The 21,675-nt window shown below is 68.8% G+C and carries 27 protein-coding genes; 10 read left to right on the top strand and 17 right to left on the bottom strand.

Features of this window, described 5'->3' with window-relative positions; all coding sequences use genetic code 11:
• Nucleotides 1-52 precede the first annotated feature (52 nt).
• Nucleotides 53-568: a hypothetical protein gene (locus tag AB0J62_RS39460; RefSeq protein WP_363882657.1), complete on the top strand. Its 516-nt coding sequence runs from the start codon at nt 53-55 to the stop codon at nt 566-568.
• Between the two features lie 152 nt (nt 569-720).
• Here AB0J62_RS39460 and AB0J62_RS39465 read toward each other — a convergent pair whose 3' ends face one another.
• From AB0J62_RS39465 to AB0J62_RS39475, 3 genes are all read right to left on the bottom strand, one after another.
• Nucleotides 721-1,140: a MarR family transcriptional regulator gene (locus tag AB0J62_RS39465; protein WP_363882660.1), complete on the bottom strand. Its 420-nt coding sequence runs from the start codon at nt 1,138-1,140 to the stop codon at nt 721-723.
• A 53-nt stretch (nt 1,141-1,193) separates the two neighbouring features.
• Nucleotides 1,194-3,035 carry an asparagine synthase (glutamine-hydrolyzing) gene (gene asnB / locus AB0J62_RS39470; RefSeq protein ID WP_363882663.1) on the bottom strand — a complete coding sequence of 614 codons (1,842 nt, stop codon included), beginning with the start codon at nt 3,033-3,035 and terminating at the stop codon, nt 1,194-1,196.
• A 90-nt stretch (nt 3,036-3,125) separates the two neighbouring features.
• Nucleotides 3,126-3,509 carry a hypothetical protein gene (locus tag AB0J62_RS39475; RefSeq protein WP_363882666.1) on the bottom strand — a complete coding sequence of 128 codons (384 nt, stop codon included), beginning with the start codon at nt 3,507-3,509 and terminating at the stop codon, nt 3,126-3,128.
• Between the two features lie 30 nt (nt 3,510-3,539).
• Here AB0J62_RS39475 and AB0J62_RS39480 point away from each other — a divergent pair, with 30 nt between their 5' ends.
• On the top strand, nt 3,540-3,947 hold the full coding sequence (locus AB0J62_RS39480; protein ID WP_363882669.1) for a DUF402 domain-containing protein: 408 nt from the start codon (nt 3,540-3,542) through the stop codon (nt 3,945-3,947).
• 50 nt (nt 3,948-3,997) lie between these two features.
• On the opposite strand, the gene acs is transcribed toward AB0J62_RS39480, so the two are convergent.
• Together acs and AB0J62_RS39490 are read right to left on the bottom strand one after the other, a co-directional pair.
• Nucleotides 3,998-5,932 (bottom strand): acetate--CoA ligase, encoded by a 1,935-nt coding sequence (acs, locus tag AB0J62_RS39485; protein WP_363882889.1) that lies wholly within the window; start codon nt 5,930-5,932, stop codon nt 3,998-4,000.
• Between the two features lie 405 nt (nt 5,933-6,337).
• Nucleotides 6,338-6,781, bottom strand: coding sequence for a MarR family transcriptional regulator (locus AB0J62_RS39490; RefSeq protein WP_363882672.1), 444 nt, complete (start codon nt 6,779-6,781; stop codon nt 6,338-6,340).
• Between the two features lie 166 nt (nt 6,782-6,947).
• Between AB0J62_RS39490 and AB0J62_RS39495 the strand changes: the two genes are divergently transcribed.
• Nucleotides 6,948-7,622 (top strand): SIS domain-containing protein, encoded by a 675-nt coding sequence (locus AB0J62_RS39495; RefSeq protein WP_363882675.1) that lies wholly within the window; start codon nt 6,948-6,950, stop codon nt 7,620-7,622.
• 6 nt (nt 7,623-7,628) lie between these two features.
• A complete protein-coding gene (locus tag AB0J62_RS39500) occupies nt 7,629-8,180 on the top strand; it encodes an ATP-binding protein (RefSeq protein ID WP_363882678.1) in 552 nt (183 codons plus the stop codon).
• Nucleotides 8,181-8,262: 82 nt separating this feature from the next.
• On the opposite strand, the gene AB0J62_RS39505 is transcribed toward AB0J62_RS39500, so the two are convergent.
• The gene (locus tag AB0J62_RS39505; RefSeq protein ID WP_350853015.1) at nt 8,263-9,021 is read right to left on the bottom strand and encodes a GntR family transcriptional regulator; all 759 of its coding nucleotides are present in this window, start codon (nt 9,019-9,021) and stop codon (nt 8,263-8,265) included.
• A gap of 200 nt (nt 9,022-9,221) precedes the next feature.
• Here AB0J62_RS39505 and AB0J62_RS39510 point away from each other — a divergent pair, with 200 nt between their 5' ends.
• Nucleotides 9,222-10,169, top strand: coding sequence for a glutathione S-transferase C-terminal domain-containing protein (locus AB0J62_RS39510; protein WP_363882682.1), 948 nt, complete (start codon nt 9,222-9,224; stop codon nt 10,167-10,169).
• Here AB0J62_RS39510 and AB0J62_RS39515 read toward each other — a convergent pair.
• Nucleotides 10,162-10,743 (bottom strand): helix-turn-helix domain-containing protein, encoded by a 582-nt coding sequence (locus AB0J62_RS39515; RefSeq protein ID WP_363882685.1) that lies wholly within the window; start codon nt 10,741-10,743, stop codon nt 10,162-10,164. The two genes, AB0J62_RS39510 and AB0J62_RS39515, sit on opposite strands and share 8 nt — an antisense overlap.
• A gap of 49 nt (nt 10,744-10,792) precedes the next feature.
• Here AB0J62_RS39515 and AB0J62_RS39520 point away from each other — a divergent pair, with 49 nt between their 5' ends.
• The 4 genes from AB0J62_RS39520 (at nt 10,793) to AB0J62_RS39535 (ending at nt 14,159) form a co-directional block, all read left to right on the top strand.
• A complete protein-coding gene (locus tag AB0J62_RS39520; RefSeq protein WP_363882688.1) occupies nt 10,793-11,473 on the top strand; it encodes a haloacid dehalogenase type II in 681 nt (226 codons plus the stop codon).
• A gap of 68 nt (nt 11,474-11,541) precedes the next feature.
• Nucleotides 11,542-12,756: a Na+/H+ antiporter NhaA gene (gene nhaA, locus AB0J62_RS39525; protein ID WP_363882691.1), complete on the top strand. Its 1,215-nt coding sequence runs from the start codon at nt 11,542-11,544 to the stop codon at nt 12,754-12,756.
• Nucleotides 12,757-12,810: 54 nt separating this feature from the next.
• Complete coding sequence (locus tag AB0J62_RS39530; RefSeq protein ID WP_363882694.1) at nt 12,811-13,254, top strand: phage holin family protein; 444 nt, start codon at nt 12,811-12,813, stop codon at nt 13,252-13,254.
• 80 nt (nt 13,255-13,334) lie between these two features.
• Nucleotides 13,335-14,159, top strand: a complete 825-nt coding sequence (locus AB0J62_RS39535) for an alpha/beta hydrolase (RefSeq protein ID WP_363882697.1) — start codon at nt 13,335-13,337, stop codon at nt 14,157-14,159.
• On the opposite strand, the gene AB0J62_RS39540 is transcribed toward AB0J62_RS39535, so the two are convergent.
• From AB0J62_RS39540 to nth, 6 genes are read right to left on the bottom strand one after another with little or no spacing between them, the layout of a single operon-like run.
• Nucleotides 14,116-14,811, bottom strand: coding sequence for a hypothetical protein (locus AB0J62_RS39540; protein WP_363882700.1), 696 nt, complete (start codon nt 14,809-14,811; stop codon nt 14,116-14,118). The genes AB0J62_RS39535 and AB0J62_RS39540 overlap by 44 nt on opposite strands.
• 1 nt (nt 14,812) lies before the next feature.
• On the bottom strand, nt 14,813-15,307 hold the full coding sequence (locus tag AB0J62_RS39545) for a SigE family RNA polymerase sigma factor (protein WP_363882703.1): 495 nt from the start codon (nt 15,305-15,307) through the stop codon (nt 14,813-14,815).
• A gap of 42 nt (nt 15,308-15,349) precedes the next feature.
• The gene (locus AB0J62_RS39550) at nt 15,350-16,522 is read right to left on the bottom strand and encodes a MarP family serine protease (protein ID WP_363882707.1); all 1,173 of its coding nucleotides are present in this window, start codon (nt 16,520-16,522) and stop codon (nt 15,350-15,352) included.
• Nucleotides 16,519-17,223: a CoA pyrophosphatase gene (locus AB0J62_RS39555; RefSeq protein ID WP_363882710.1), complete on the bottom strand. Its 705-nt coding sequence runs from the start codon at nt 17,221-17,223 to the stop codon at nt 16,519-16,521. The genes AB0J62_RS39550 and AB0J62_RS39555 overlap by 4 nt, the downstream gene beginning before the upstream one ends.
• Nucleotides 17,220-17,819 (bottom strand): TlpA disulfide reductase family protein, encoded by a 600-nt coding sequence (locus AB0J62_RS39560; protein ID WP_363882713.1) that lies wholly within the window; start codon nt 17,817-17,819, stop codon nt 17,220-17,222. Before AB0J62_RS39560 ends, AB0J62_RS39555 begins: the two co-directional genes overlap by 4 nt.
• Nucleotides 17,816-18,592 (bottom strand): endonuclease III, encoded by a 777-nt coding sequence (gene nth, locus AB0J62_RS39565; RefSeq protein WP_363882716.1) that lies wholly within the window; start codon nt 18,590-18,592, stop codon nt 17,816-17,818. The genes AB0J62_RS39560 and nth overlap by 4 nt, the downstream gene beginning before the upstream one ends.
• Nucleotides 18,593-18,726: 134 nt before the next feature.
• Here nth and AB0J62_RS39570 point away from each other — a divergent pair, with 134 nt between their 5' ends.
• Nucleotides 18,727-19,404: a Crp/Fnr family transcriptional regulator gene (locus AB0J62_RS39570; protein ID WP_130445909.1), complete on the top strand. Its 678-nt coding sequence runs from the start codon at nt 18,727-18,729 to the stop codon at nt 19,402-19,404.
• On the opposite strand, the gene AB0J62_RS39575 is transcribed toward AB0J62_RS39570, so the two are convergent.
• The 4 genes from AB0J62_RS39575 to AB0J62_RS39590 are packed head-to-tail and all read right to left on the bottom strand — an operon-like array spanning nt 19,405 to nt 21,629.
• Complete coding sequence (locus AB0J62_RS39575) at nt 19,405-20,166, bottom strand: MBL fold metallo-hydrolase (protein WP_363882719.1); 762 nt, start codon at nt 20,164-20,166, stop codon at nt 19,405-19,407.
• Complete coding sequence (locus AB0J62_RS39580) at nt 20,163-21,002, bottom strand: NUDIX hydrolase (protein WP_363882722.1); 840 nt, start codon at nt 21,000-21,002, stop codon at nt 20,163-20,165. The genes AB0J62_RS39575 and AB0J62_RS39580 overlap by 4 nt, the downstream gene beginning before the upstream one ends.
• 7 nt (nt 21,003-21,009) lie before the next feature.
• Nucleotides 21,010-21,471 (bottom strand): RidA family protein, encoded by a 462-nt coding sequence (locus AB0J62_RS39585; protein ID WP_134106008.1) that lies wholly within the window; start codon nt 21,469-21,471, stop codon nt 21,010-21,012.
• The gene (locus AB0J62_RS39590) at nt 21,468-21,629 is read right to left on the bottom strand and encodes a hypothetical protein (RefSeq protein WP_165553378.1); all 162 of its coding nucleotides are present in this window, start codon (nt 21,627-21,629) and stop codon (nt 21,468-21,470) included. The genes AB0J62_RS39585 and AB0J62_RS39590 overlap by 4 nt, the downstream gene beginning before the upstream one ends.
• Between the last annotated feature and the right edge of the window lie 46 nt (nt 21,630-21,675).

Genomic DNA, 21,675 nt, shown 5'->3' on the forward strand with positions numbered 1-21,675 from the left:
ACGCCACGCCCCACGTGTGATCGTCATACCTTGCACTCACCAGGGCGGGGAAATGCCAATCCACGTGTTCGTCGACGAAACCAAGTCCGGTGGCCTCCTCATGGCCGCCGCACGATGCCAAGCAGAAGACGTAGCAGTAAACCGCAAAGCGCTGAGAACGCTCCTACTGCCCGGACAGGAACGCCTGCACTTCAACCACGAGAAGGCCGCACGACGGAAGCAAATCCTCGACGTCATCGCAGGCTTCCATCTCCTGGTAGACCTCTACCCGGCGCCTCGAGATTCGCTTCAGGATCGGCGCAAGTGTCTCGACGCGATCGTCCGGGACTGTGGCCCGGCGGCTGAACGCCTTGTGGTCGAGATGGAGGAGTCGACCTACGAGCGCGACCGCCGCTGGCTCCGAGAGGCTGCAAGGCGGTACGGCTACCACGAGACGCTGCGGTGGGATGTCCTGGTCGCCAAGGCGGATCCGCTTCTCTGGGTGCCTGATGCTGTCGCGTGGTGCTGGATGCGAGGTGGCGCATGGCGGAGGGCGGTGGCACCGTTCTGTCAGCTCAGGAACCTCTGAACAGCGCGAAACCCGGCTCGTCCACCGTCCGGTGAGCTGCCGGGTTCACTTCCGGGGGACTCGTGTCCCTCGGCAACATCAACTGTAGCGGGAATTCGGCGCTGCGGGAGCGGATTTTCCCATCTGCCCCTGGATGCCCTGGGATGCCCCGGTTAGAGGTCCTTGGCCATGCGAGACAAGGCTTCGCCGGCCTTGAGGACCAGCGCTTGGTCTTCCTCGGGGAGGCGGTTGAGGAGGTGCGAGAGTTCGTCGGCGGCCTGTTGGCCGGAGGCCTGGACTGTGGCGGCACCGGCTTCGGTGAGGACCACGGCGGTTGCGCGGCCGTCGACCGGGTCCGGCTCGCGGCGGACCAGGCCTGCCTCTTCCAGCGCGGCGACCGTCGTGGTCGCGGTGGGTTGCGAACAGGGGACCCGGTTGGCGATCTCGCCGATCCGGATCGGTTGCTCGTCGGCGATCAGCATCAGCGCCAGGAACTGCGTCGGGTGCATGACCGTGGTGGTCCTGCTCCGGCGCAGGTGTCTGACGATCCGGTGCATGCTCACCAGGAGTAGCAGAGTCTCCGCCGCCGCCATGTCGATCACCTCCGAGGGGAAGCGCCATCCTGGCACAGCCTGCCAAACAACTCCTACAGCGAGAGCCTGATGTCGGGGTGATAGAGGTCGATCCAGGTCGCCAGCGACAGCGTCTGCTCCAGCTGCCGCCGTGCCGCCCCCTCCGCGGACCGCGCCGCCTGATCGACGTTCTCGCGATCCACCAGCTCGAACACCGGATGGCGATCGGCCACCAGCTCGCGGACCTGGCCCGCCAGCGCCTCGACGTACGCCGGATCCTGCGTCTGCGGGTACGGCGACTTGCGCCGGTCCACCACCGACTGAGGGAGTACGTCGCTGGTCGCCGCCCGCAGCAGGCTCTTCTCGTGCCCGTCGAACGTCTTCATCGACCACGGCGTGTTGTAGACGTACTCGACCAGCCGGTGATCGCAGAACGGCACCCGCACCTCGAGCCCGACCGCCATGCTCATCCGGTCCTTGCGGTCGAGCAGGATCCGCACCATCCGGGTGAGGTGCAGGTAGCAGACCTTCCGCATCGCCCACTCGTCGTCAGACTCGCCGTCGAGCCGCTCGACCTCGCGCACGGCCTCGGCGTACCGCTCCCGTAGATGACCGCCGAGATCGAGCTGCCTCAGCACGTCCTTCCGGAGCGCGTGGACCTGCCCGGGCTGCCGTCGCGACAGCGTGTAGGCGATCCACGGGAACATCGGCCGGTTCCGCACCTCGGGGTCGTGGAACCACAGGTAGCCGCCGAACACCTCGTCGGCCGACTCGCCCGACAGCGCGACCGTCGACTGCTCCCGGATCGCCGCGAACAGCAGGTACAGCGAGTTGAAAATGTCGCCGCCGAGCGGCGCATCGTTCGCCCGGACCACCTTCCGCCGAATCTCCGGGTCCGTCAGCACGGCGTTGTCCAGCACGATGTCCGAGTGCTGCGAATGCACCAGATCCGCGACGTCATGGACGTACGGCGTGTCCGGCGTACCGCGGAGCTCCGTCGGCTGGAAGTTCTCCTCCTGGCCGACGAAATCGACCGCGAAGCTGCGGACCTTCTTTCCCTCCTCGGCCAGCTGACCGGCCGCGAGTGCCGTGATCGCACTGGAGTCGAGCCCGCCCGACAGCAGCACACACCGCGGCACGTCGGCCACGAGCTGCCGCCGCGTGATGTCGTCGAGCAGCTCCCGGATGTGCGCGACCGAGGTGTCCTGGTCGTCGGTGTGCTGCCGGGTCTCCAGGCGCCAGTACGTGCTGCGGTGGATGCCGGCGTGGTCGACCGTGACCACCGTGCCCGGCTCGACCTCGAACATCCCCGCCCACAGCGACTTGCCGGGCGTCTTCGACACCGTCAGCAGCTCGCGCAGACCCTCGGCCTCGACGACGGCCGGTACGGCGGGATTGGCCAGGATCGCCTTCGGCTCGGAACCGAACAGCACCCCGTCCGCGGTCGGGTAGTAGAAGAACGGCTTGATGCCCATCCGGTCGCGGACCATCACCAGGGTCTCGGTCCGCGGGTCCCAGATGGCCAGCGCGTACATCCCGTTCAGCCGCTCGGCGAACGCAGTACCCCACTCGACGTACGCACGAAGGACGACCTCGGTGTCGGAGTCGGTCGTGAACGTGTGCCCGCGGCGGCGGAGCTCGTCGCGCAGCTCGGTGTAGTTGTAGACCTCACCGCTGTAGACCATCCCGAGCGTGATCGTGCGTCCTTCGTGGACGACCTCGGTGGTCATCGGCTGCTCGCCGCCGGGGAGGTCGATGACCGCGAGTCTGCGATGCCCGAGCGCGACGTGCCGCGCGTACCAGGTGCCTCTCGCGTCCGGCCCGCGGCACGACATCGTCTCGGTCATCGCGTCGACGACCTTCCGCTCCGCGCCGAGGTCCTGCCGGTACGCCACCCACCCGGTGATGCCACACATCTGGTCGCTCCTCTGCCTCGCGAGATGCATTCCTGTCCAATGTATTTCTCGCGATGAGTGACACAAGCGATCGTTTCTGTGACCAAACTCTCAGAGGTGTACTGCGACCACACCCAGCGCGAACGCCACTCCGGCCAGCCCCAGCATCGTCGTCGCGAGGACGATCAGCCGGCGCTGAAGGGCGGGCAGCTCGGCCGCGGTAGCGAATACCCGCTGCGGCCAGTGGCGCCACGAGACGTACCAGAAGATCCCGGTCGCGATGAGCAGCAGCAGGCCCTTGACCGCGTGGATCCACCAGTCGTGGTGGTCGATCAGCAGCATGGCGATCCCGGTGAGCGCGATCGCGCCGATCAGCCCGACCACCTTCCACCGGTTGCCCGAAGCAATCACCGCGGTGAGCTGCTCCCGCCCGTCGCTGTCCTTCCCGAAGTACCTCTTCACCTTCGGCTGCACCACGAACAACGAGTACGCCATCCCCCCGACCCACGCAGCCGCCAACCCCGCATGAACAACCGCAAGCACCGCCATCACCCCCCGACGGTAATCCCCACCCGGGGTCCATCCCGTGAAGCCGTCTTCAGCGGCCCCGTCGAAGGCTGGTGGTACGTCGACCTCGTAGAGATCGACCACACCGACAACGGCCTGATCGTCCACGACCTGTACGTCGACCTACTGATCCCACCCGCCGCAAACCGCTACCAACTCCTCGACCTCGACGAATTCGCCAACGCCCTCCGCACCGGCCAGATAACCCCCACCCAATGCGCCACCGTCCTCACCCAAACCCAACACTTCATCAACCACTACCTCCGCGGCGAGGAGGAGGGCCCGATCGGCGAGTCACGAGCTTTCCCACCCCCGGAGGTAGTCGCCCTCGAACAACTTCCGTCTCTCTTGCAAGAACCCGCGTGAACGGCAGCAGGCCCCCGGCGAACCGGAGGCCTGCTGAGTTGCCGAAGTGCTCAGTCTTCGTCGGATTTGCCGGCGGCGAGGTTGGATTTGATCAGGTCCATGACGGTGGAGTCGGCGAGGGTGGTTACGTCGCCTACCTCGCGGTTTTCGGCTACGTCGCGGAGGAGGCGGCGCATGATCTTGCCGGAGCGGGTCTTGGGGAGTTCGGAGACGACCATGATCTGGCGGGGCTTGGCGATCGGGCCGATTTCCTTGGCTACGTGGTTGCGGAGTTCCTGGACCACGTCGGGGCCGCCGTCGCCGGCTTCGGAGCGCAGGATGACGAAGGCCGCGATCGCCTGACCTGTGGTCGGGTCGGACGCTCCGACGACGGCGGCCTCAGCCACCTTCGGGTGCGAGACGAGGGCGGACTCGATCTCGGTCGTGGACAGGCGGTGACCCGACACGTTCATCACGTCGTCGACCCGGCCGAGCAGCCACAGGTCGCCGTCCTCGTCCTTCTTCGCGCCGTCGCCCGCGAAGTACACGCCCGGCCAGCGGGACCAGTACGTGTCGATGAAGCGTTGGTCGTCGCCCCACAGCGTCCGGAGCATCGCCGGCCACGGCTTGGTGATCACGAGGTACCCGCCGGACCCATCAGGCACCGAGTTTCCCGCGTCGTCCACCACGTCGACCGACACACCCGGAATCGCCCGCATCGCGGCGCCCGGCTTGCCGGCGGTCACGCCCGGCAGCGGCGAGATCATGTGCATACCGGTCTCGGTCTGCCACCACGTGTCGACGACCGGCGCCTTGTTCCCGCCGATGTTCTCGCGGTACCAGATGTATGCCTCCGGGTTGATCGGCTCGCCGACCGACCCGATCACCCGCAGCGTCGACAGGTCGAACTTCGCCGGGATGTCCGCGCCCCACTTCATGAAGGTCCGGATCGCGGTCGGAGCGCAGTACAGGATCGACACCTTGTACTTCTGCACGATCTCCCACCAGCGGCCCTGGTGCGGGGTGTCCGGGGTGCCTTCGTACAGCACGGAGGTGGTCGCGTTCGCAAGGGCGCCGTACACAATGTAGCTGTGGCCGGTGACCCAGCCGATGTCCGCGGCTGTCCAGTACACGTCGGTGTCCGGCTTGAGGTCGAAGACACCCCACTGCGTGTACGACGTACCGACCAGGTAGCCGCCGGTCGTGTGCAGGATGCCCTTCGGCTTGCCCGTGCTGCCCGAGGTGTACATCACGTACAGCGGGTGCTCGGCGTCGAAGGCCTCCGGCGTGTGGTCCGCGGACTGCTTGCCGACGAAGTCCTCCCACCACAGGTCGCGGCCCTCGACCATCGCGGTCTCCTGGCCGGTGCGCTTCACCACAAGCACGTTGCGTACGTCGGGGCAGTCCTCCAGCGCGGCATCCACGGCGGGCTTCAGCGCCGCCGGCGCGCCCCGGCGGTAGCCGCCGTCCGACGTGATCACGACGCGGGCGTCACAGTCCAGGATCCGGTCCTTCAGCGCCTCGGAGGAGAAGCCGCCGAAGATGACCGTGTGCGGGGCGCCGATCCGGGCGCAGGCCAGCATCGCGACCACGGTCTCGGGGATCATCGGCATGTAGATCGCGACGATCTCACCGGCCTGGACGTTCAGCTCGAGCAGCGCGTTGGCGGCCTTGCTGACCTCGTCCTTGAGCTGCGCGTAGGTGATCTCGCGGGTGTCACCGGGCTCACCCTCGAAGTAGTACGCGACCTTGTCGCCGAGACCGTTCTCGACGTGGCGGTCGACGCAGTTGTACGCCGCGTTCAGCTTGCCGTCGGCGTACCACTTGGCGAACGGCGGGTTGCTCCAGTCCAGCGTCTCCGTCGGCTCGGTGGCCCAGGTGATCCGCTTGGCCTGCTCGGCCCAGAACCCCTCCGGGTCGGCCGCGGCCCGCTCGTACGCGTCCGCCTTGAGGTTCGCGTTCGCGGCGAGCTCGGCGGGCGGCTCGAAGCGGCGCTCCTCGTGCATCAGGTTCGACAGCGCGTCGGACTGCGCCTCGGGCTTGGGTGACTCTGCATTCGTCACGTCGACGACTCCTCATCGCTGGCTTCGGCGCGCCGGCGCGCCCGGTTACCTTTCTACCAACGCTGACCCTGCCACGGAACCGGTGTATCGCCGAGTCGTTTCGAATCTGCGCCGAACAGGACCAATTCCGGGCCCGGCGGGGCAGAAATCCGGCGTACGGCGGAACCATCGCGCCGGACCGTGCATCGGACAACATGTGAATGCGATCCAGACCGACTCCCAGCCGACCCCCGTGACCGAGGAACGCCGGAAGATCTCGCGAGCCGCTCGCCGGCGCGTTCACGCTCGCGAACTGCGCGTACGCCGTACCCAGCAGGCGGCTCGCGCCCAGCTGCCGAACAGGTAGTCCTACAGGTCCTGGTGATAGCCCAGGATCTTGGTGAGGATCGTGGTCAGCCGGGCACGGTCGGTGGCCGACAGGGGCGCGAAGATCTCCTCCTGCGCCTTGCCGACCAGGTTCGTGAGCCGCTTGTAGTGCCGCTTGCCGGCCGTGGTGATCGTGATGATGTTGCGTCGGGCATCGGTCGGGTCCGGGCTGCGCTCGACGTACCCGTCGCCCTCTAGCTCGTTGAGCGCGGCAACTACGTCGCTGCGGTCGATGCAACTGCGCCGCCCGAGCGTCGCCTGACTGGCCGCACCGAACTCCACCAGGGTCGCCAGCAGCCGGAAGTGGTACGCCCGCGCACCCCCGGCAGCGAACGACTCGGTGACGATCCGGTGCGCCTGGGCCGCGCTCTGGGTCAGCAGCCAGCTCGGCAACTGAGTCAGGGCGGTCGGAGTCTGCTCGTCCACCCGGGCAGTGTAAGCGGAGACAGGTTCGCCATCCGTGACCCCAGCGTTGGCAGCACCTACGATTCGCGCGCGGCCGTTGTTGCGGTGAGCAAGATTCCGGCCCCGGAGAATAGTGGTCTAGTCGGGGTGCTCGCGGGCCGGCGAGCGTGGGCGATAGGTTCGGCGTATGGCTGGGGCTGAGGAGTACTTCGGTAAGGCGTTGGCGATTGCGCACCAGGCGGCCGAGACGCAACTGGGGGCGATCCGGGTGGCGGCGGGACTGGTCGCGGAGGCGCTTGCCGGCGGGAAGCGGTTCTGGGTGTTCGGGACCGGCCACAGCCACGCGCTGGCCGAGGAGCTGTACGGACGCGCCGGCGGGCTGGCCGACGTACGGGCGATTCTCGAACCCGGGCTGATGCTGCACGAGGGGTTGCAGAAGAGTTCGCTGCTCGAGCGGCTGCCCGGGCTGGCCGCCGTACTGCTGGAGGTCAATCAACTGGCGTCCGGCGATGTCGTACTCATCGCGTCGAACTCGGGGCGGAACGCCGTACCGGTCGAGTTCGCTCTGGGTGCACGCGAGCGGGGCGCGCAGGTGATCGCGCTGACGTCTCTTGCGCACACGACCTCCACCACGTCCCGAGCGCCAGGTGGTCAGCGGTTGTTCGAGACCGCCGACGTGGTGATCGACAACTGCGGCGTACCGGGTGATGCCTTGATCGAGGTCCCGGGCTCGCCGGAACTCACCGGTGCCACGTCGACGACGGTCGGCGCGATGCTCGTGCAGGCGCTGACCGTCGAGATCGTGACGCGCCTGGCGGAGCGCGGCGAAACCCCGAACGTTCTCCGCAGTTTGAACGTCTAGGCAGCCATGAAGCAGTTTCTTCTGCAGATGTCCGGCCTTCCAGGATCCGGGAAATCCACGATCGCGCGTCACGTCGGCTCACGGTACGGCGCGGCCGTGGTGGATCTCGATGTCATCAGGAGCGCGGTTCTCGACGGCGGCGTCTCGATCGAGGCGAGCGGCCGGGTCGCGTATCCCGTCATGTATGAGCAGACGCGAAGTTTGTTGGCCCAAGGGTTCAGCGTGGTGATCGACAGCCCGTGCGGGTACGACGAGATTGTCGCGACGGGTCGGGCGATGGCGGATGAGCGGGGTGTCGCCTACAAGTACGTCGAGTTGGTCACGGACGATCTCGCGCTGATCGACGGCCGGCTGAAGGCCCGGGTCCCGCTACGAAGCCAACGCCGAGCCATCGGCCTGCACGCAATCGACGCAGGCGACACAGACCTTGACGGCGACCAGCTGTTCCAAACCTGGCTCCAACGAACCAAACGCCCACCCGAGGACTACCTACAAGTCGACGCCGCAAACCCAATAGCCCTAATCCTGACCGAGCTCGACACCTACCTCAATCTCTAGCCTCCGCGTACCTGGAGAAGTCGCCCCCGCGTGCTCTGCAGCCGGGGGCGGCTACCTCCCGTGTCCCGACGAGCTCCGGAGCTCAGGTGGCGCGGTAGGCGACCGTGATGTCGTAGCGGTCTGAGCGGTAGACCGAGCGGCCGAATTCGATGACCTGGTCGGTGGCGGTGCGGGGGGCGACGGTGATGATCAGGCAGGGGGTGGAGTTGTCGATCTCGAGGAGTTCGGCGTCGCCGGGTTCGGGCGGGGCGGCGACGATCGAGGCGGAGACCATGCCGAGCGTCACGCCGTACCGGGTGGAGAGTTCGGTGTAGAGCGACTTCTCGGCGAAGTCGATTTCGTCGAGGCCGGGGTAGCGCTGCAGGGACAAGGCGGTGCGTTCGATCGCCATCGGGTCGCCGTCGGCGGTGCGGAGGCGGACGAGGTGCAGGACGGGGGTGCCGATCGGCTCTTCGAGCTCGCGGGCGAGGTCCTCGTCGGCGGCGCCGACGCGGTGTTCGAGGACCTTGGCGCCGGGCTGGATGCCTCGGTTGATCATGTCCTGGCTGAACGACGAGGCGAGCATGCGCGACGGGCGCGGCTCGGCGACGAACGTGCCGCCGCCGGGTCGGCGGTTGGCCAGACCCTCGGCCACGACCCGGTCCACTTCCTGCCGGACCGTCATCCGGGCCACGCCGAAGCGCTCGGCCAGGACGCGCTCGGACGGCAGCACGGTGCCGACGGCCAGCGAGCGGGTCAGGTTCTCCAGAATCTCGCGAATCTGGTCACCCTTCGGACGATCGGGCCGGAGCTCGGTAGGGAGCTCGGCGAGATCGCCGGGGTTGTTCCGTGGGCGGGCCATGAGCTCAAGTATCCCTGGGAATCTGCCCGGCAAACCGGTTGCCGGGGTACGCGGGCCGCGGTCAGTCGTACCGCGCAAGACGCTCGCGACTACTTTGTCGCGAACGACCTTGTCAGCCCGACTGTAACGTCCAGTGCCGTCTCACGGCCAGTGACGATCCGCAGCCTCAGCCAATTGCCAGCAGGGGTAGTTTTACCGTTATGACCCCGGGACAGTTCGTGCAGGAGACGTCATCGGCCGGCGAATGGAAGCGGCAGGGCAACAGATTCACCGGCCGGATCACGCGGGACTCGAGCGCCGCACCCGGCGAGGGCCCGGACGACCAGGGCCGTTGGCCGGTCGAGCCGGGGCGGTACCGGCTGGTCGTCAGCCTGGCCTGCCCATGGGCGCATCGGTCCGTCATCGTCCGCCGGCTGCTCGGCCTGGAGGACGCGATCAGCCTGGCGATCGTCGACCCGATCCGCGACGAGCGCGGCTGGCGGTTCACCCTCGACGCGGATGACACCGACCCCGTCCTCGGCATCAAGTTCCTGTCCGAGGCCTACCTGCGCACAGACCCGACGTACGACGGACGCGTGACCGTCCCCGCGATCGTCGACACGTTGACCGGCGACGTGGTCACGAACGACTACCCGCAGATCACGCTCGACCTGTCGACCGAGTGGACCGACTTCCACAAGCCCGGTGCCCCGCAGCTGATCCCGCCGGATCGCGCGGAGATGGACGTTCTGATCGACGAGATCTACCGCGATGTGAACAACGGCGTGTACCGCTGCGGTTTCGCGACCAGCCAGGAGGCGTACGAGGAGGCGTACGACGCCCTGTTCGCCCGTCTCGACGAACTCGAGGAACGGCTCGCAGACCGTGAGTACCTACTCGGCGACACGCTTCGCGAGGTGGACATCCGGCTGTTCACGACGCTGGTCCGCTTCGACGCGGTGTACCACGGCCACTTCAAGTGCAATCGGCAGAAGCTGACCGAGTTCCCGAATCTGTGGGCGTACGCGCGTCGCCTGTACCAGCGGCCTGGCTTCGGCGAGACGGTCGACTTCGACCAGATCAAGCGGCACTACTACGTCACCCATCACAACATCAACCCGACGGGCATCGTCCCGAAGGGCCCCGATCCGCGCGTCTGGATCAGCTAACCAGCGCAGCCAGCGCCGCGGTGACCGCCGATCTGAGCTGCGCCCGCGTCGCACCAGCTCGTGACCGCAGGTTCACGGCGTACGCGAGCAGCGTCAGCAACTCCGCCGCGCCCTCGACCTCGACCCCGGACCGCAACTCCTCGTTGCTCTGAGCAACCGTCAACGCGGCCGCCAGCGAATCCCGCAGTACGGCATGATGCTCCGCGAGCACCGACCGTACGGCGTCGGGCGGGTTCTCTGCGTTCGCATTCGCCATCATGCAGCCCCACCCGGCGTACTCCCCCGACAGCCGCAGCCGCAGCAACCGGTCGAAGAACGCGCGTACTGCGGCCAGCCCACGACCGTCCGCAGCCAGCTGGTCGAACATCGGCCGCGACCGGTGCTCGAGGTAGCGCCGAGCCGCCGCCGCATACAGGTCGTCCTTGCCGCCGAAGGCGTTGTAGAGACTCGACCGGCTCAGCCCTGTCGCCGCGACCACGTCCTGGATCCCGGTGGCCGCGCTCCCACGACGCCAGAACAGCTGCTCGACGGTGGCCAGCGCCTCCGCCTCGTCGAAGTGTTTGACATCCGCCATACCCGGCATCATATCTTGGACCGACCGATCCAAGATATGAGGAGTCGTGATGATCGACGTACTGGTGCTCGACGTCAACGAGACCCTGACGGACATGGAGCCGCTGCGGGACGGGTTCGAGGCGGCGGGCCTGCCCAGGCACAGCCTCGACGCATGCTTCGCGGCGACGCTGCGGGACGGGTTCGCGCTGACCGCTGTCGATGCGTACGCCGACTTCCGCCAGCTCGCCGCCGAACTCCTGGAGGCACAGCTCATCGCCGCCGGGATCGAGCCGAACGACGAGACGGTCACGCGCGTGCTGTCCGGCTTCACCCGCCTGCCGCTGCACCCCGATGTCGCACCGGGACTGCGCCGGATCCACGACGCCGGCATCCGCATCATCACGCTGACGAACGGGTCGGCGGCGATGTCGAAGGAGGTCTTCGAGAAGGGTGGGATCATGCCGTTCCTCGAGCACCGCCTCGAGGTCGCCACCCCTCAGCGCTGGAAGCCGCATCCGGCCGCCTACCGCTACGCCGCCGAGGTGTGCGGGGTGCCCGTGGATCGGATGGCGCTCGCCGCAGTCCACCCGTGGGACATCGACGGAGCCCGCCGGGCCGGCCTCCAGGGGTTGTACATCGACCGGCGGAAGACGCCGTACCCGAAGTCATTCCTCGCACCGGACGTCGTCGCGGCCGACTTCGAAGCGCTGGCGACCGAGCTCACCGCGGGGGCAGACACCACCCGTTAGAATGTGGGCTGGTGCGCCGGGAAGTCTGGTCGGCAGTCGTCCGACCGACCCCGAACGAAGGGCCGTCCATGAGCGAGCACCCACGGATCCGGCAGCGAAAGCGCGCCTTCCCGCGCATTCTCGGCCGCGAGCGGGCCTTCCTCGCCGACACGTTGCGCGCCGAGACGACCGGCGGGTTGCTGCTGCTCGGGGCGGCCGTGATCGCGCTGGTCTGGGCGAACTCGCCGTGGCAGGACGCGTACCACCACCTGCGTGACGCCCAGCTCGGCCCACTGACGGTCGAGGCCTGGGCGTCGGACGGCGCGCTGGCGTTGTTCTTCTACCTGGCCGGTGTCGAGCTGAAGCGTGAGCTGGTGGTCGGCACGCTGTCGAAGCTCGCCGAGGCCGTCGTGCCGGTGGTCGCCGCCGTCGCCGGAATGATGCTTCCGGCAATCATTTACCTGATCACCAACCTGATCGCGAACGACGGCAAGCCCCACGGCTGGGCGGTGCCGACTGCGACCGACATCGCCTTCGCGCTGGCCGTTCTGGCGATCGTCGGATCGTCGCTGCCGAGCGCGCTGCGCGCGTTCCTGCTCACGCTGGCCGTGGTGGACGACTTCGGCGCGATCCTCGTCATCGCGGTGTTCTTCTCACACGGTTTCCATCTCCTCTGGCTGCTCGCCGCGATCGCCTTGATCGCGCTCTGGTACTTGCTCCAGCGACGTCGCGTCCGTACGCCGTTCCTCTACGTGCCGATCGCCGTGGCGGCGTGGTGGTTCATGCACGAGTCCGGGATCCACGCGACGATCGCCGGTGTCGCGCTGGGCCTCGTCACCCGCGTGGTCGCCGATCCCGGTGAGGAGCACGCGCCGGCCGAGCGGATCGAGCACCGGTTGCGCCCCTGGTCCGCGGGCGTCGCCGTACCGGTGTTCGCGCTCTTTGCCGCGGGCGTGACGCTGAGCGGCACCGCCGTACGACAGATGCTGACCGACCCGGTCGCGATCGGCGTGGTTGCCGGGCTGCTGGTCGGCAAGGCTGTCGGGGTGTTCGGCGGCTCCTGGCTGACCGCGCGCTTCACGCGGGCCGAGCTGAACTCCGACCTGGCCTGGCGAGATGTCGCCGCGGTGTCGGTGCTGGCCGGCATCGGCTTCACGGTCGCGCTGCTGATCGCACAGCTCGCCTTCGAGACCGATGCCGCCCAGGTCGAGCGCGCCAAAGCCGCCGTACTGGTCGCCTCGGTGCTGGCCGCGTTGATCGCCGCGCTCCTGCTGGCTCGCCGAAACCGCGCGTACGCCGATTGACGGCGGGTACGGACTGTAGTGTCAGGCTACGGACACGTGGGAAGGAGTTTTGCGATGTCGATGGGGCAGAACGGGAACGAGCCCACGGTCGGCCAGCTTGTCGCGAATGCCAGCAAGGAACTGTCCAGCCTGGTCCGCAGCGAGGTCGAGCTCGCCAAGACCGAGCTGAAGAAGACCGCGGTCGCGGCCGGCACCGGAGCCGGGATGTTCTCGGCGGCCGGATTCCTGGCGCTGCTCGCGGTCATCCTGCTGAGCATCTCCGCGGCGTACGGACTGACGGCGGCCGGCCTGCACCCGGCCATCGCGTTCCTGATCGTGGCCGGAGCCTTCCTGCTGATCGCCGCGATCCTGGTGTTGATCGGGAGGCGGGCGCTGAAGAGCGCCAAGGGTCCGGAGCGGACGATCGAGACCTCGAAGCAGTCGGTCGAGGTGTTCAAGGCGATCGGCAAGGGCGACGAGGAGCACGCGGCCTTGCCAGAGTCGGGCGTACGGCGCTGAGCCCGGCGGGAGTCGTCGACCTGCTGGTCGACGGCCCCTGGTCGCACTCGCTGGTCGCGGCCAACGGGGCCCGGTTCCATGTGGCCGAGTGCGGCGCGGCCGACGACCCACTCGTCCTGTTCCTGCACGGCTTTCCCGAGTTCTGGTGGGCCTGGCGCCACCAGCTGCCGGTCGTCGCGGCCGCCGGCTACCGCGCGGTGGCGATGGACCTGCGCGGGTACGGCGCCAGCGACAAGACACCCCGCGGCTACGACCCGTACACGGCTGCAGCTGACGTCTCGGGCGTGATCCGCTCCCTCGGTGCGACCGACGCGGCGGTCGTCGGGCACGGCTGGGGCGGCTTCATCGGCTGGTCAGCCGCAGTACTGGCCCCCCGACAGGTCCGTGGGCTGGCCGCCGTCTCGGCGCCGCATCCGCTCGTGCTGGCCCGCGCCGGCCGGGCCAAGGCGTTGCGCCGGACGGCCTGGTTCCAGCTGCCGATCTTTCCGGAGCGCCGATTGCTGGCGCAGGACGGCATCCACATCGAGGGCCTCCTCCGCGCCTGGGCCGCGCCAGCCAGCAGCTTCCCCGACGCGGAGGCGTCTCGCCGCTACCGGGCAGCGCTTCAGGTGTGGCCAGCGCCGCATTGCGCCCTCGAGTACCACCGCTGGTTCGTCCGCTCGCGACTCCGTCCGGACGGCCGCAAGTACTCGACCAGGATGCGTACGCCGGTCGCCGTACCCGTGCTGCAGGTCCACGGCGCGCAGGACTCCGCCGTCTCCCCCACCGCGACCACTCCGGCGCAGCTGGTCGCCGCACCCCTGCGCCACGAGCTGATCGCCCCGGCCGGCCACTTCCCCCACGAGGAGACGCCGGACCTGTTCAACAGCCTGGTCGTGGACTGGCTGAAGTCTTTACCGGCGTAGGACAGCCGCCGACAGGCTCGACACCCTCCGGATAGCCGATGGTCCCGGTGACCTTCCAGACCCCGTCGACCTTCTCGATGCGGTACTTCGGTAGGTAGCCGCGACCGCAGTCGTAGAAGATGCTGACGGCAACCTCCTGGTGATCTCCCTTGTCGACGATCGGACCGACCGTGACGCTCGCTACCCGCCGGCCGTCGCAGGAGTTTCCGGAGTCCCGGCCGTTCCAGACGACCGGCGCGACCGGCGTGACCACCTGCTCGATCCGCTTCCGGTCCTGGGCAGTCATCTGCACGACCGGGGTCGGGGTCGCGTCCGGCGGAAGGGACAGCGGGCGATCCCCCGGACCGTACACCTCGATCGACTGCCATCCACCGGCCGGAGCGAACTGCCGCGCGATGGTGACGATCGCGGCGCCCCAGATGTCGCCCGGCTCCGGTGCGGTCGCCACGGGTGGCGCGGGATCTGGCCGGTCGGCACGGTGCACGCCGTACAGAACGCCCGCGAGTACGGCGAGGATCACGGCCGCGGCGAGCAGGACCGGGGCAGGGTTGCGGCGTTTCGTCACCTCGGGCAACTGATCGGCCAGCGTCTCGCGGTCCGCGAAGGTTTCCCGGAGGAGGTCGCCGAGCTGTTCGTCGGTCAGCTTGGGCATGTCAGGCCTCCTCTTCGGGCAGACGATCGCGGAGCGTTGCCAGGGCTCGGGCGGCGTTGGAGCGGACGGTGCCGGGCGTGATGCCGAGAACCTCGGCGATCTCGCTGTCCGGTAGGTCCTCGTAGTACCGCAGAACCAGGACTGCGCGCTGTTTGCGGGGCAGGCCGGACAGGAGTTGCCAGGTGGCGTCGCGTTGGGCCTGACGGGCGCTGATGTCTTCGGTGGCCGGCTGCTCGATGGGCTCGGCGAGCGGGACCTCGCGGTTCTTAAGCAGGCGGCGCCAGCCGAGGTACTCGTTGACCACCATCCTGCGCAGGTAGGCCTCAGGGTGTTCGAGGGCACCGATCTGGTCCCAGCGGCAATGTGCGCGTGTGAGAACCGTCTGGACCAGGTCCTCTGCGCTGTGCACACTGCCGCTCAGCATCAGCCCGAGCCGCAGCAGCCGGCGTTCGCTCGACCGCACCAGCTCATCGAAGGGGAGCGACCTCGTCGTCACCGTCACGACCTTTCAATGCGGCGTACGACGGATTCCGCTGCATCACGTGCAGGATTGGGTGGAGACCTCTTGGGTGGCGGTGGTGCCGGTGCGGGCGTCGGCGGAGACCTGTTCGGCGGTCAGGACGTAGCCGGTGCGGTTGTCCTCGACGGAGGCGGCGAAGACCACGCCGTACACCGTGCCCTTGGCCGACAGCAGCGGTCCGCCGGAGTTGCCGGGGCGGACCGAGGCCCAGATCGAGAACGCGTCGCGGGTGACGGTCTTGTCGCCGTAGATGTCGGGGCCGCGGAGCCGTTCCTCGGAGCGGATCCGGGCCGGCTCGGAGTCGAACGGACCGTTCTCCGGGTAGCCGAGCACGACCGCCGAGTCGTCGGCCTTACCGGCGAAGTCGAAGGTCAGCGGCTGCTCTTTCAGGTTCGGCACGTACAGCACCGCGATGTCGGTCTCGGGGTCGAACACGACGACCCTGGCTTCGTACTTCTTCCCGTTCACCTCGACCTGCGGCGAGCTGACGCCGGCCACGACGTGTGCGTTCGTCATCACCCGCTGCGGCGCATACACGAACCCGCTGCCCTCGAGACCGCGCGAGCAGCTGGCGACCCCGGTCACCTTCGCGATCCGCGTGTACGCCGATCGCACCGGCAGCTGGCGCGCGATCGCGCTGTCCGGCGGCTGCGTGTCGCGGATCCGCTCCGGCACGAACGGGTCGAGGAACCGTGGGAACAGATCGGTGTTGACCACGTCGTTGAACGACTGCAGCGCGCGATCCGCGCTGCTCGGCAGGACCTCGTCGACCTTCGCCAGCACCTGCGAGCCGCGGACCGCCGACGTCACGCTGGGGATGCGAGCCCCACTCACGGCGACGCCGAGCACCCACGCGACGATCAGCACCGAGGCGGCCGCCAGCGCGGCACCACCGAGCGCGTCGAGGAACCGGATCGGTTTCCAGGACAGCCGGTTGCGCACCCTGGTACCGACCATCGCCCCGAGCATTCGGCCGAGCGCGGCCAGTCCCACCACCAGCACCAGCGCGGCGAACGACACCGTCACGCTCGGTGAGAAATGGTCGAGGATCCTCGGGACGCCCCAGACGCCGACCGCGGCGCCGCCGAGCAGGCCGAGCGTGGCGCAGGCGCCGAGCACGAACCCTTCGACGTACCCCGAGATCGCCACCAGTGCCGCGGTGCCGAGCACCGCCCAGTCGAGCCAGCTCATTCCACGCCTTCCGACTTGTCCCCATGCCTCCGCCAGGCCGCCTCGACCAGTCGGTCGGGCAACGGTACGACGACCGAGGGGTCCCAGTCGCGGCGCCATCCGCCGAGAAGGAGCACTTTATCCAGCAACCCCGCCGTGAAGCCCCAGATGTAGAGGTCGTCGACGACGAACGCCGGACCGGTGAAGCCGGACGGGTGCAGGCAGCTGATCCGGTTCGCCGGGTCGGCGAGCGCGCTGATCGGCACCTCGTGCACCGACGCGACCTCGGCCGGGTCGACCACCGCGACCGCCGACGGCTTCCGCCACCAGGCGAGCACCGGCGACACGCCGAAGTTGCTCACCGGCACCCAGAGCGCCGGCCAGATCGCGAACGGTACGACGCCGGCCGGGTCCAGCCCGGTCTCTTCCTCGGCTTCGCGCAATGCGGTCCGGACCAGACCCTCGTCACCGGTCCCGTCCTCGGGATCGGCGCCGCCGCCGGGGAACGCCATCTGCCCGGCATGGCTGCGCAGCGTCCAGGCCCGCTCGGTCAGCAGCACCTCGGGACCGTCGTTGCCCTCAGCAAGCAAGATGAGGACGGCGGACTTCCGCACCGACGGATCGTCCGGCGGCAGGAAGCGGGACAACTGGTTCGGGTCCACATCATCGGAGGCTTTCGCCAACGGACGCAGCCAGTCCGGGATCTCCACATCGAACGTCATCGCGCGTGCTCCTCCACCAGCTGATCGAGCTGGTGCTGCGAGGTGAGCACGCCGCGGTGCACGAAGGCGACCGCGCCGTCCTTGTCGATGAAAGCGGTCAGCGGCGGGCCGCCGATCTTCAACGCACGCTGGATCGCCTTGTCCCGGTCGACGACGTGCGGATACGTCAGCCCTTCGTCGGTCGCGAACTTCACCGCCAGCTCCGGCCGCGGGTCGTCGTAGTCGATCCCGAGCATCTTGACCGTCCCCGCCTTCGCCAGATTGGCCAGGTACGGCGCTTCGTCGCGGCACGGACCGCACCACTGCGCCCACACATTGATCACGAGCGGACCGCGGAGGTCGGCGAGCCGGATGTCCGGACCGCTGCCCAGACACGGAAGCGTGACGTCCGGCAATGCGCCGGTGGTGGGTGGTCTCGACGGCGTCGAGGGGCAGGCCGCCAGCTTGTCCGCACCCGCGACCGGAGTGGGCGTTGACGTGGCTCCCGGCTTCTCAGTGCCGCAGGCAGCCAGCAGGATCGCGAGCGCGACAGCCGTCACCGCACGGACCAGTGGCCGGCGGCGGGACGTCGTACGCGATCGTGCTGGACGGTTCACGCCGGGACCTTCACCAGCTTCGCGGCGACCTCGGGGTCGGTCGGGCCGGTGCCGAACGACGGGCACCACTGGGCGATCGGGCAGGCGCCGCAGGCCGGCTTCTTGGCGTGGCAGCGGCGGCGGCCGTGGAAGATCAGCCGGTGCGACAGCATCGTCCAGTCCTTCTTCGGGAAGAGCGCGCCGATGATGTGCTCGACCTTGACCGGGTCCTCTTCGGCGGTCCAGCCGAACCGGCGGACCAGGCGGCCGACATGCGTGTCGACCGTGATCCCGGGGATGCCGAAGGCGTTGCCGAGGACCACGTTGGCCGTCTTCCGGCCGGTGCCCGGGAGCTTCACCAGCTCGGTCAGCTTGTTCGGCACGACGCCGTCGTACTCGTCGACGAGAGCCTGGCCGAGCTTCATCACGCTGTTGGTCTTGGCCCGGAAGAAGCCGGTCGGCTTGAGGATGGCCTCCATCTCGTCCCGGTCGGCCTCGGCGTACGCCTGGGCGGTCGGGTACTTCGCGAAGAGCGTGGGCGTCACCTTGTTCACCGTGACGTCGGTGGTCTGGGCCGACAGGATGGTGGCCACCAGCAACTCGAGCGGAGTGGTGAAGTCCAGCTCGCAGTGGGCGTCCGGGTAGGTGTCGGTGAGCACCTTGTGCATCTTGCGGGCCCGGCGGACGAGCTGGGTGTGGGTCTCGTCGACGACCACGGGGGCCTTGCGGGGGAGGTTCAGCGAGACCGTCGGGAGGGCTCCCGGGACTGGTTCCGCGACACGCGGGGATGGCATGGAGGCAAGCCTACGTGGCGGTGCCGACACCGGAGGGGCTACGGTTTTGTGGCGACCGGGTGTACACATATCGGTCGACGGACGTGGCGGATCCCACGTGCGCAGTCGTGGTCGAAGGTCCTAGGAGGCCCAAAGTGGATGCCGCAGTGCTCCGACAGGCACCGCTGTTCAGTCAGCTCGATGACGAGGCGGCCGACGCCCTGGCCGCATCGATGTCCGAGAGCCGGCTGCGGCGCGGCCAGGTGCTGTTCCACGAGGGCGACTCCGGTGATCGGCTGTTCGTCGTGGTCGAGGGCAAGGTCAAGCTCGGGCGTACGTCGGCCGACGGCCGGGAGAACCTGATCGCCGTGCTCGGCCCGGGCCAGATGTTCGGCGAGCTGTCGCTGTTCGACCCGGGACCGCGGTCCGCGACCGTCACCGCCGTCACCGACGCCCAGCTGATGTCGCTGACCCACGACGAGCTGCTCCGCTGGCTGGACGGGCGCCCCGCGGTGGCCCGCGGCCTGCTGCTGCAGCTGGCCGGGCGGCTGCGCAAGGTCTCCGACGTGGTGGCCGACCTGGTCTTCTCCGACGTGCCGGGCCGGGTCGCCAAGGCCCTGCTCGACCTGGCCAGCCGGTTCGGGCGCACCGCCGACGACGGCGTACACGTCCACCACGACCTCACCCAGGAGGAGCTGGCCCAGCTGGTCGGCGCTTCCCGCGAGACCGTGAACAAGGCGCTGGCCGACTTCGCCTCCCGGGGCTGGGTCCGCCTGGAGCCGCGCTCCGTCGTACTCCTCGACGTCGACCGCCTGCAGCGCCGGGCGCGCTAGCTAGCCGTTCAGGTAGTCCAACTGGGCCCGCACCGAGCGTTCGGCGGCGGGCCAGAGGGCTTTGTCCACGTCGGCGTAGACGTGTTCGACGATCGCCTCGGGCGTGGTGTGGCCCTCCGCGATGGCCCCGCGGACCTGATTCAGGCGTTCCTCGCGGTGTTTGAGGTAGTAGGTGAGCACGGCGGCGGGGTCGTCGATGACGGGGCCGTGGCCGGGCAGCAGGCGCGCGACGCCGGCCGGTGAGTTGGCGAAGGCGCGGAGGCTGTTCAGGGAGTCCAGGTAGGGGCCCAGGGCACCATCCGGGTGCGCGACGACCGACGTACCGCGGCCGAGGACCGTGTCGCCGGTCAGCAGCGAGCCGTCCTGCGGGAGCCAGAAGCAGACCGAGTCGAGGGTGTGGCCGGGCGTCGGCAGGACCTCGATCCGCAGGCCGTCGGCGGTGATCACGTCACCTTCGGACAGCCCGTGGGCGTGATCGGTGGGGATCCGGAAGGCGGGATCCACCGCCCGTACGCCGCAGCCGGCCCGGTTGGCGAACCAGGCGGCACCCTCGGAGTGGTCCGGGTGTTTGTGCGTCAGCAGTACGACGGCCACCGGGCCGGCCGCCTCCAGGACCGCGGTGAGGTGCTCCTCGAGCAGCGGGCCGGGGTCGACGACGACCGAGCGCTCGCCGTCCGGCGCCTTCAGGATCCAAGTGTTGGTCCCGTCCAGCGTCATCACGCCGGGGTTGTCCGCCCGCACGAGCGTCGCGTACTCGGTCATGTCGTCTCCAGATAAGCCTGATCGCCGTCGATCCGCACGGTCGGCATGATCGTCCGGATCTCGCGGTCGCCGGCACCGGCCAGTACCGCGGCGACGTCGTCGTACTGCGTGAGGTCGCGGCAGCACAGGTACGTCGGGGGCAGCATGAGCGTCTCGCCCGCATCGACCGCGGCCACCGCGGCTCCCGGTCTGACCCACGCGACCTGATCGGACTCGCTCGTCACGTCCCGGGTCAGCTGACCGGCTGGGAGCGCGGCGACGAAGAAGGCGGTGTCGTACCGCTTGGGCTCGAACTCCGGCGTGATCCAGTGCGCCCACGCGCGGAGCAGATCCGCTCGGAGCAGGAGCCCGCGGCGCTGGAGGAAGTCGGCGAACGTCAGCTGTCCGGCTTCCAACGCGACCCGGTCCGCCTCCCAGTCCGCGCCGGTGGTGTCGCCGACGACCGTCTCGCTGGACGGGCCGGCGAGCAGGACGCCCGACTCCTCGAACGTCTCACGGACGGCGGCGGCGACATACGCCGCCGCCAGTTCCGCAGAGCACCCGAGCCGGGCGGCGAAGTCCTCCGGCGGCGGACCCGACCAGGAGCCGGCGATCGCCGAGTCGGCCGGATCGACCCGGCCGCCCGGAAAGACCGTCATCCCGGCGGCGAACGCCATGGTCCGCTGCCGTCGCAACAAGTAGACCTCAGGCCCGCCGGCCATTCCGGCCGGTGCGTCACGGAGGAGGATGACCGTCGACGCCGGTCGCGCCTCGACCGGCGTACGGCCACTCCGGACGTGCTCGAGGGCAGTCGCGGCCATCCGGCCGGTCATCAGTTCGGACTTCAGGTCCCGCACGATCGGGTTAACCGACCTCGACGATGAGCTCGACCTCGACCGGAGCGTCCAGTGGCAGAACCGGTACGCCGACCGCGCTGCGGGCGTGCTGCCCCGCGTCGCCGAAGACCTGGCCGAACAGCTCGGAGGCGCCGTTGGCGACCTGCGGCTGGCCGGTGAAGTCCGGCGTGGACGCGATGAACGCGACCGCCTTGACGATGCGCTTCACGTTCGCCAGGTCGCCGATCTCGGCCTTGACCGCGGCCAGCGCGTTCAGCGCGCACTGCTGGGCGCACTCGCTGGCGACCTCGGCGCTGACCTCGCCACCGACCTTGCCGGTGGCGATCAGCGTGCCCTCGCGAAGCGGCAGCTGCCCGGACGTGTAGACCAGGTCACCTGTCCGGACCGCCGGGACGTACGCGGCGACCGGCTTGGCCACGTCGGGCAGCTTCAGGCCGAGCCCGGCGAGCTTCTCCTCGGGGTGGCTCATTTGTCCTCGATCTCCCGCTTGAAGTAGGCGACCAGGTTCTCCGGGTTCAGCCCCGGGACGACCTGGACCAGCTCCCAGCCGTCCTGGCCGAAGTTGTCCAGGATCTCCTTGGTCGAGTGGACCAGCAGCGGCGCGGTGAAGTACTCGAACTTCTTCATGAAGGGGACTCTACTGATGTGTCTCAGGACACGTCCTACCCTGGGA

Origin of the sequence: Kribbella sp. NPDC049584 (assembly GCF_040675555.1) — a bacterium.
In the GTDB taxonomy this organism is placed as follows: Bacteria; Actinomycetota; Actinomycetes; order Propionibacteriales; family Kribbellaceae; genus Kribbella.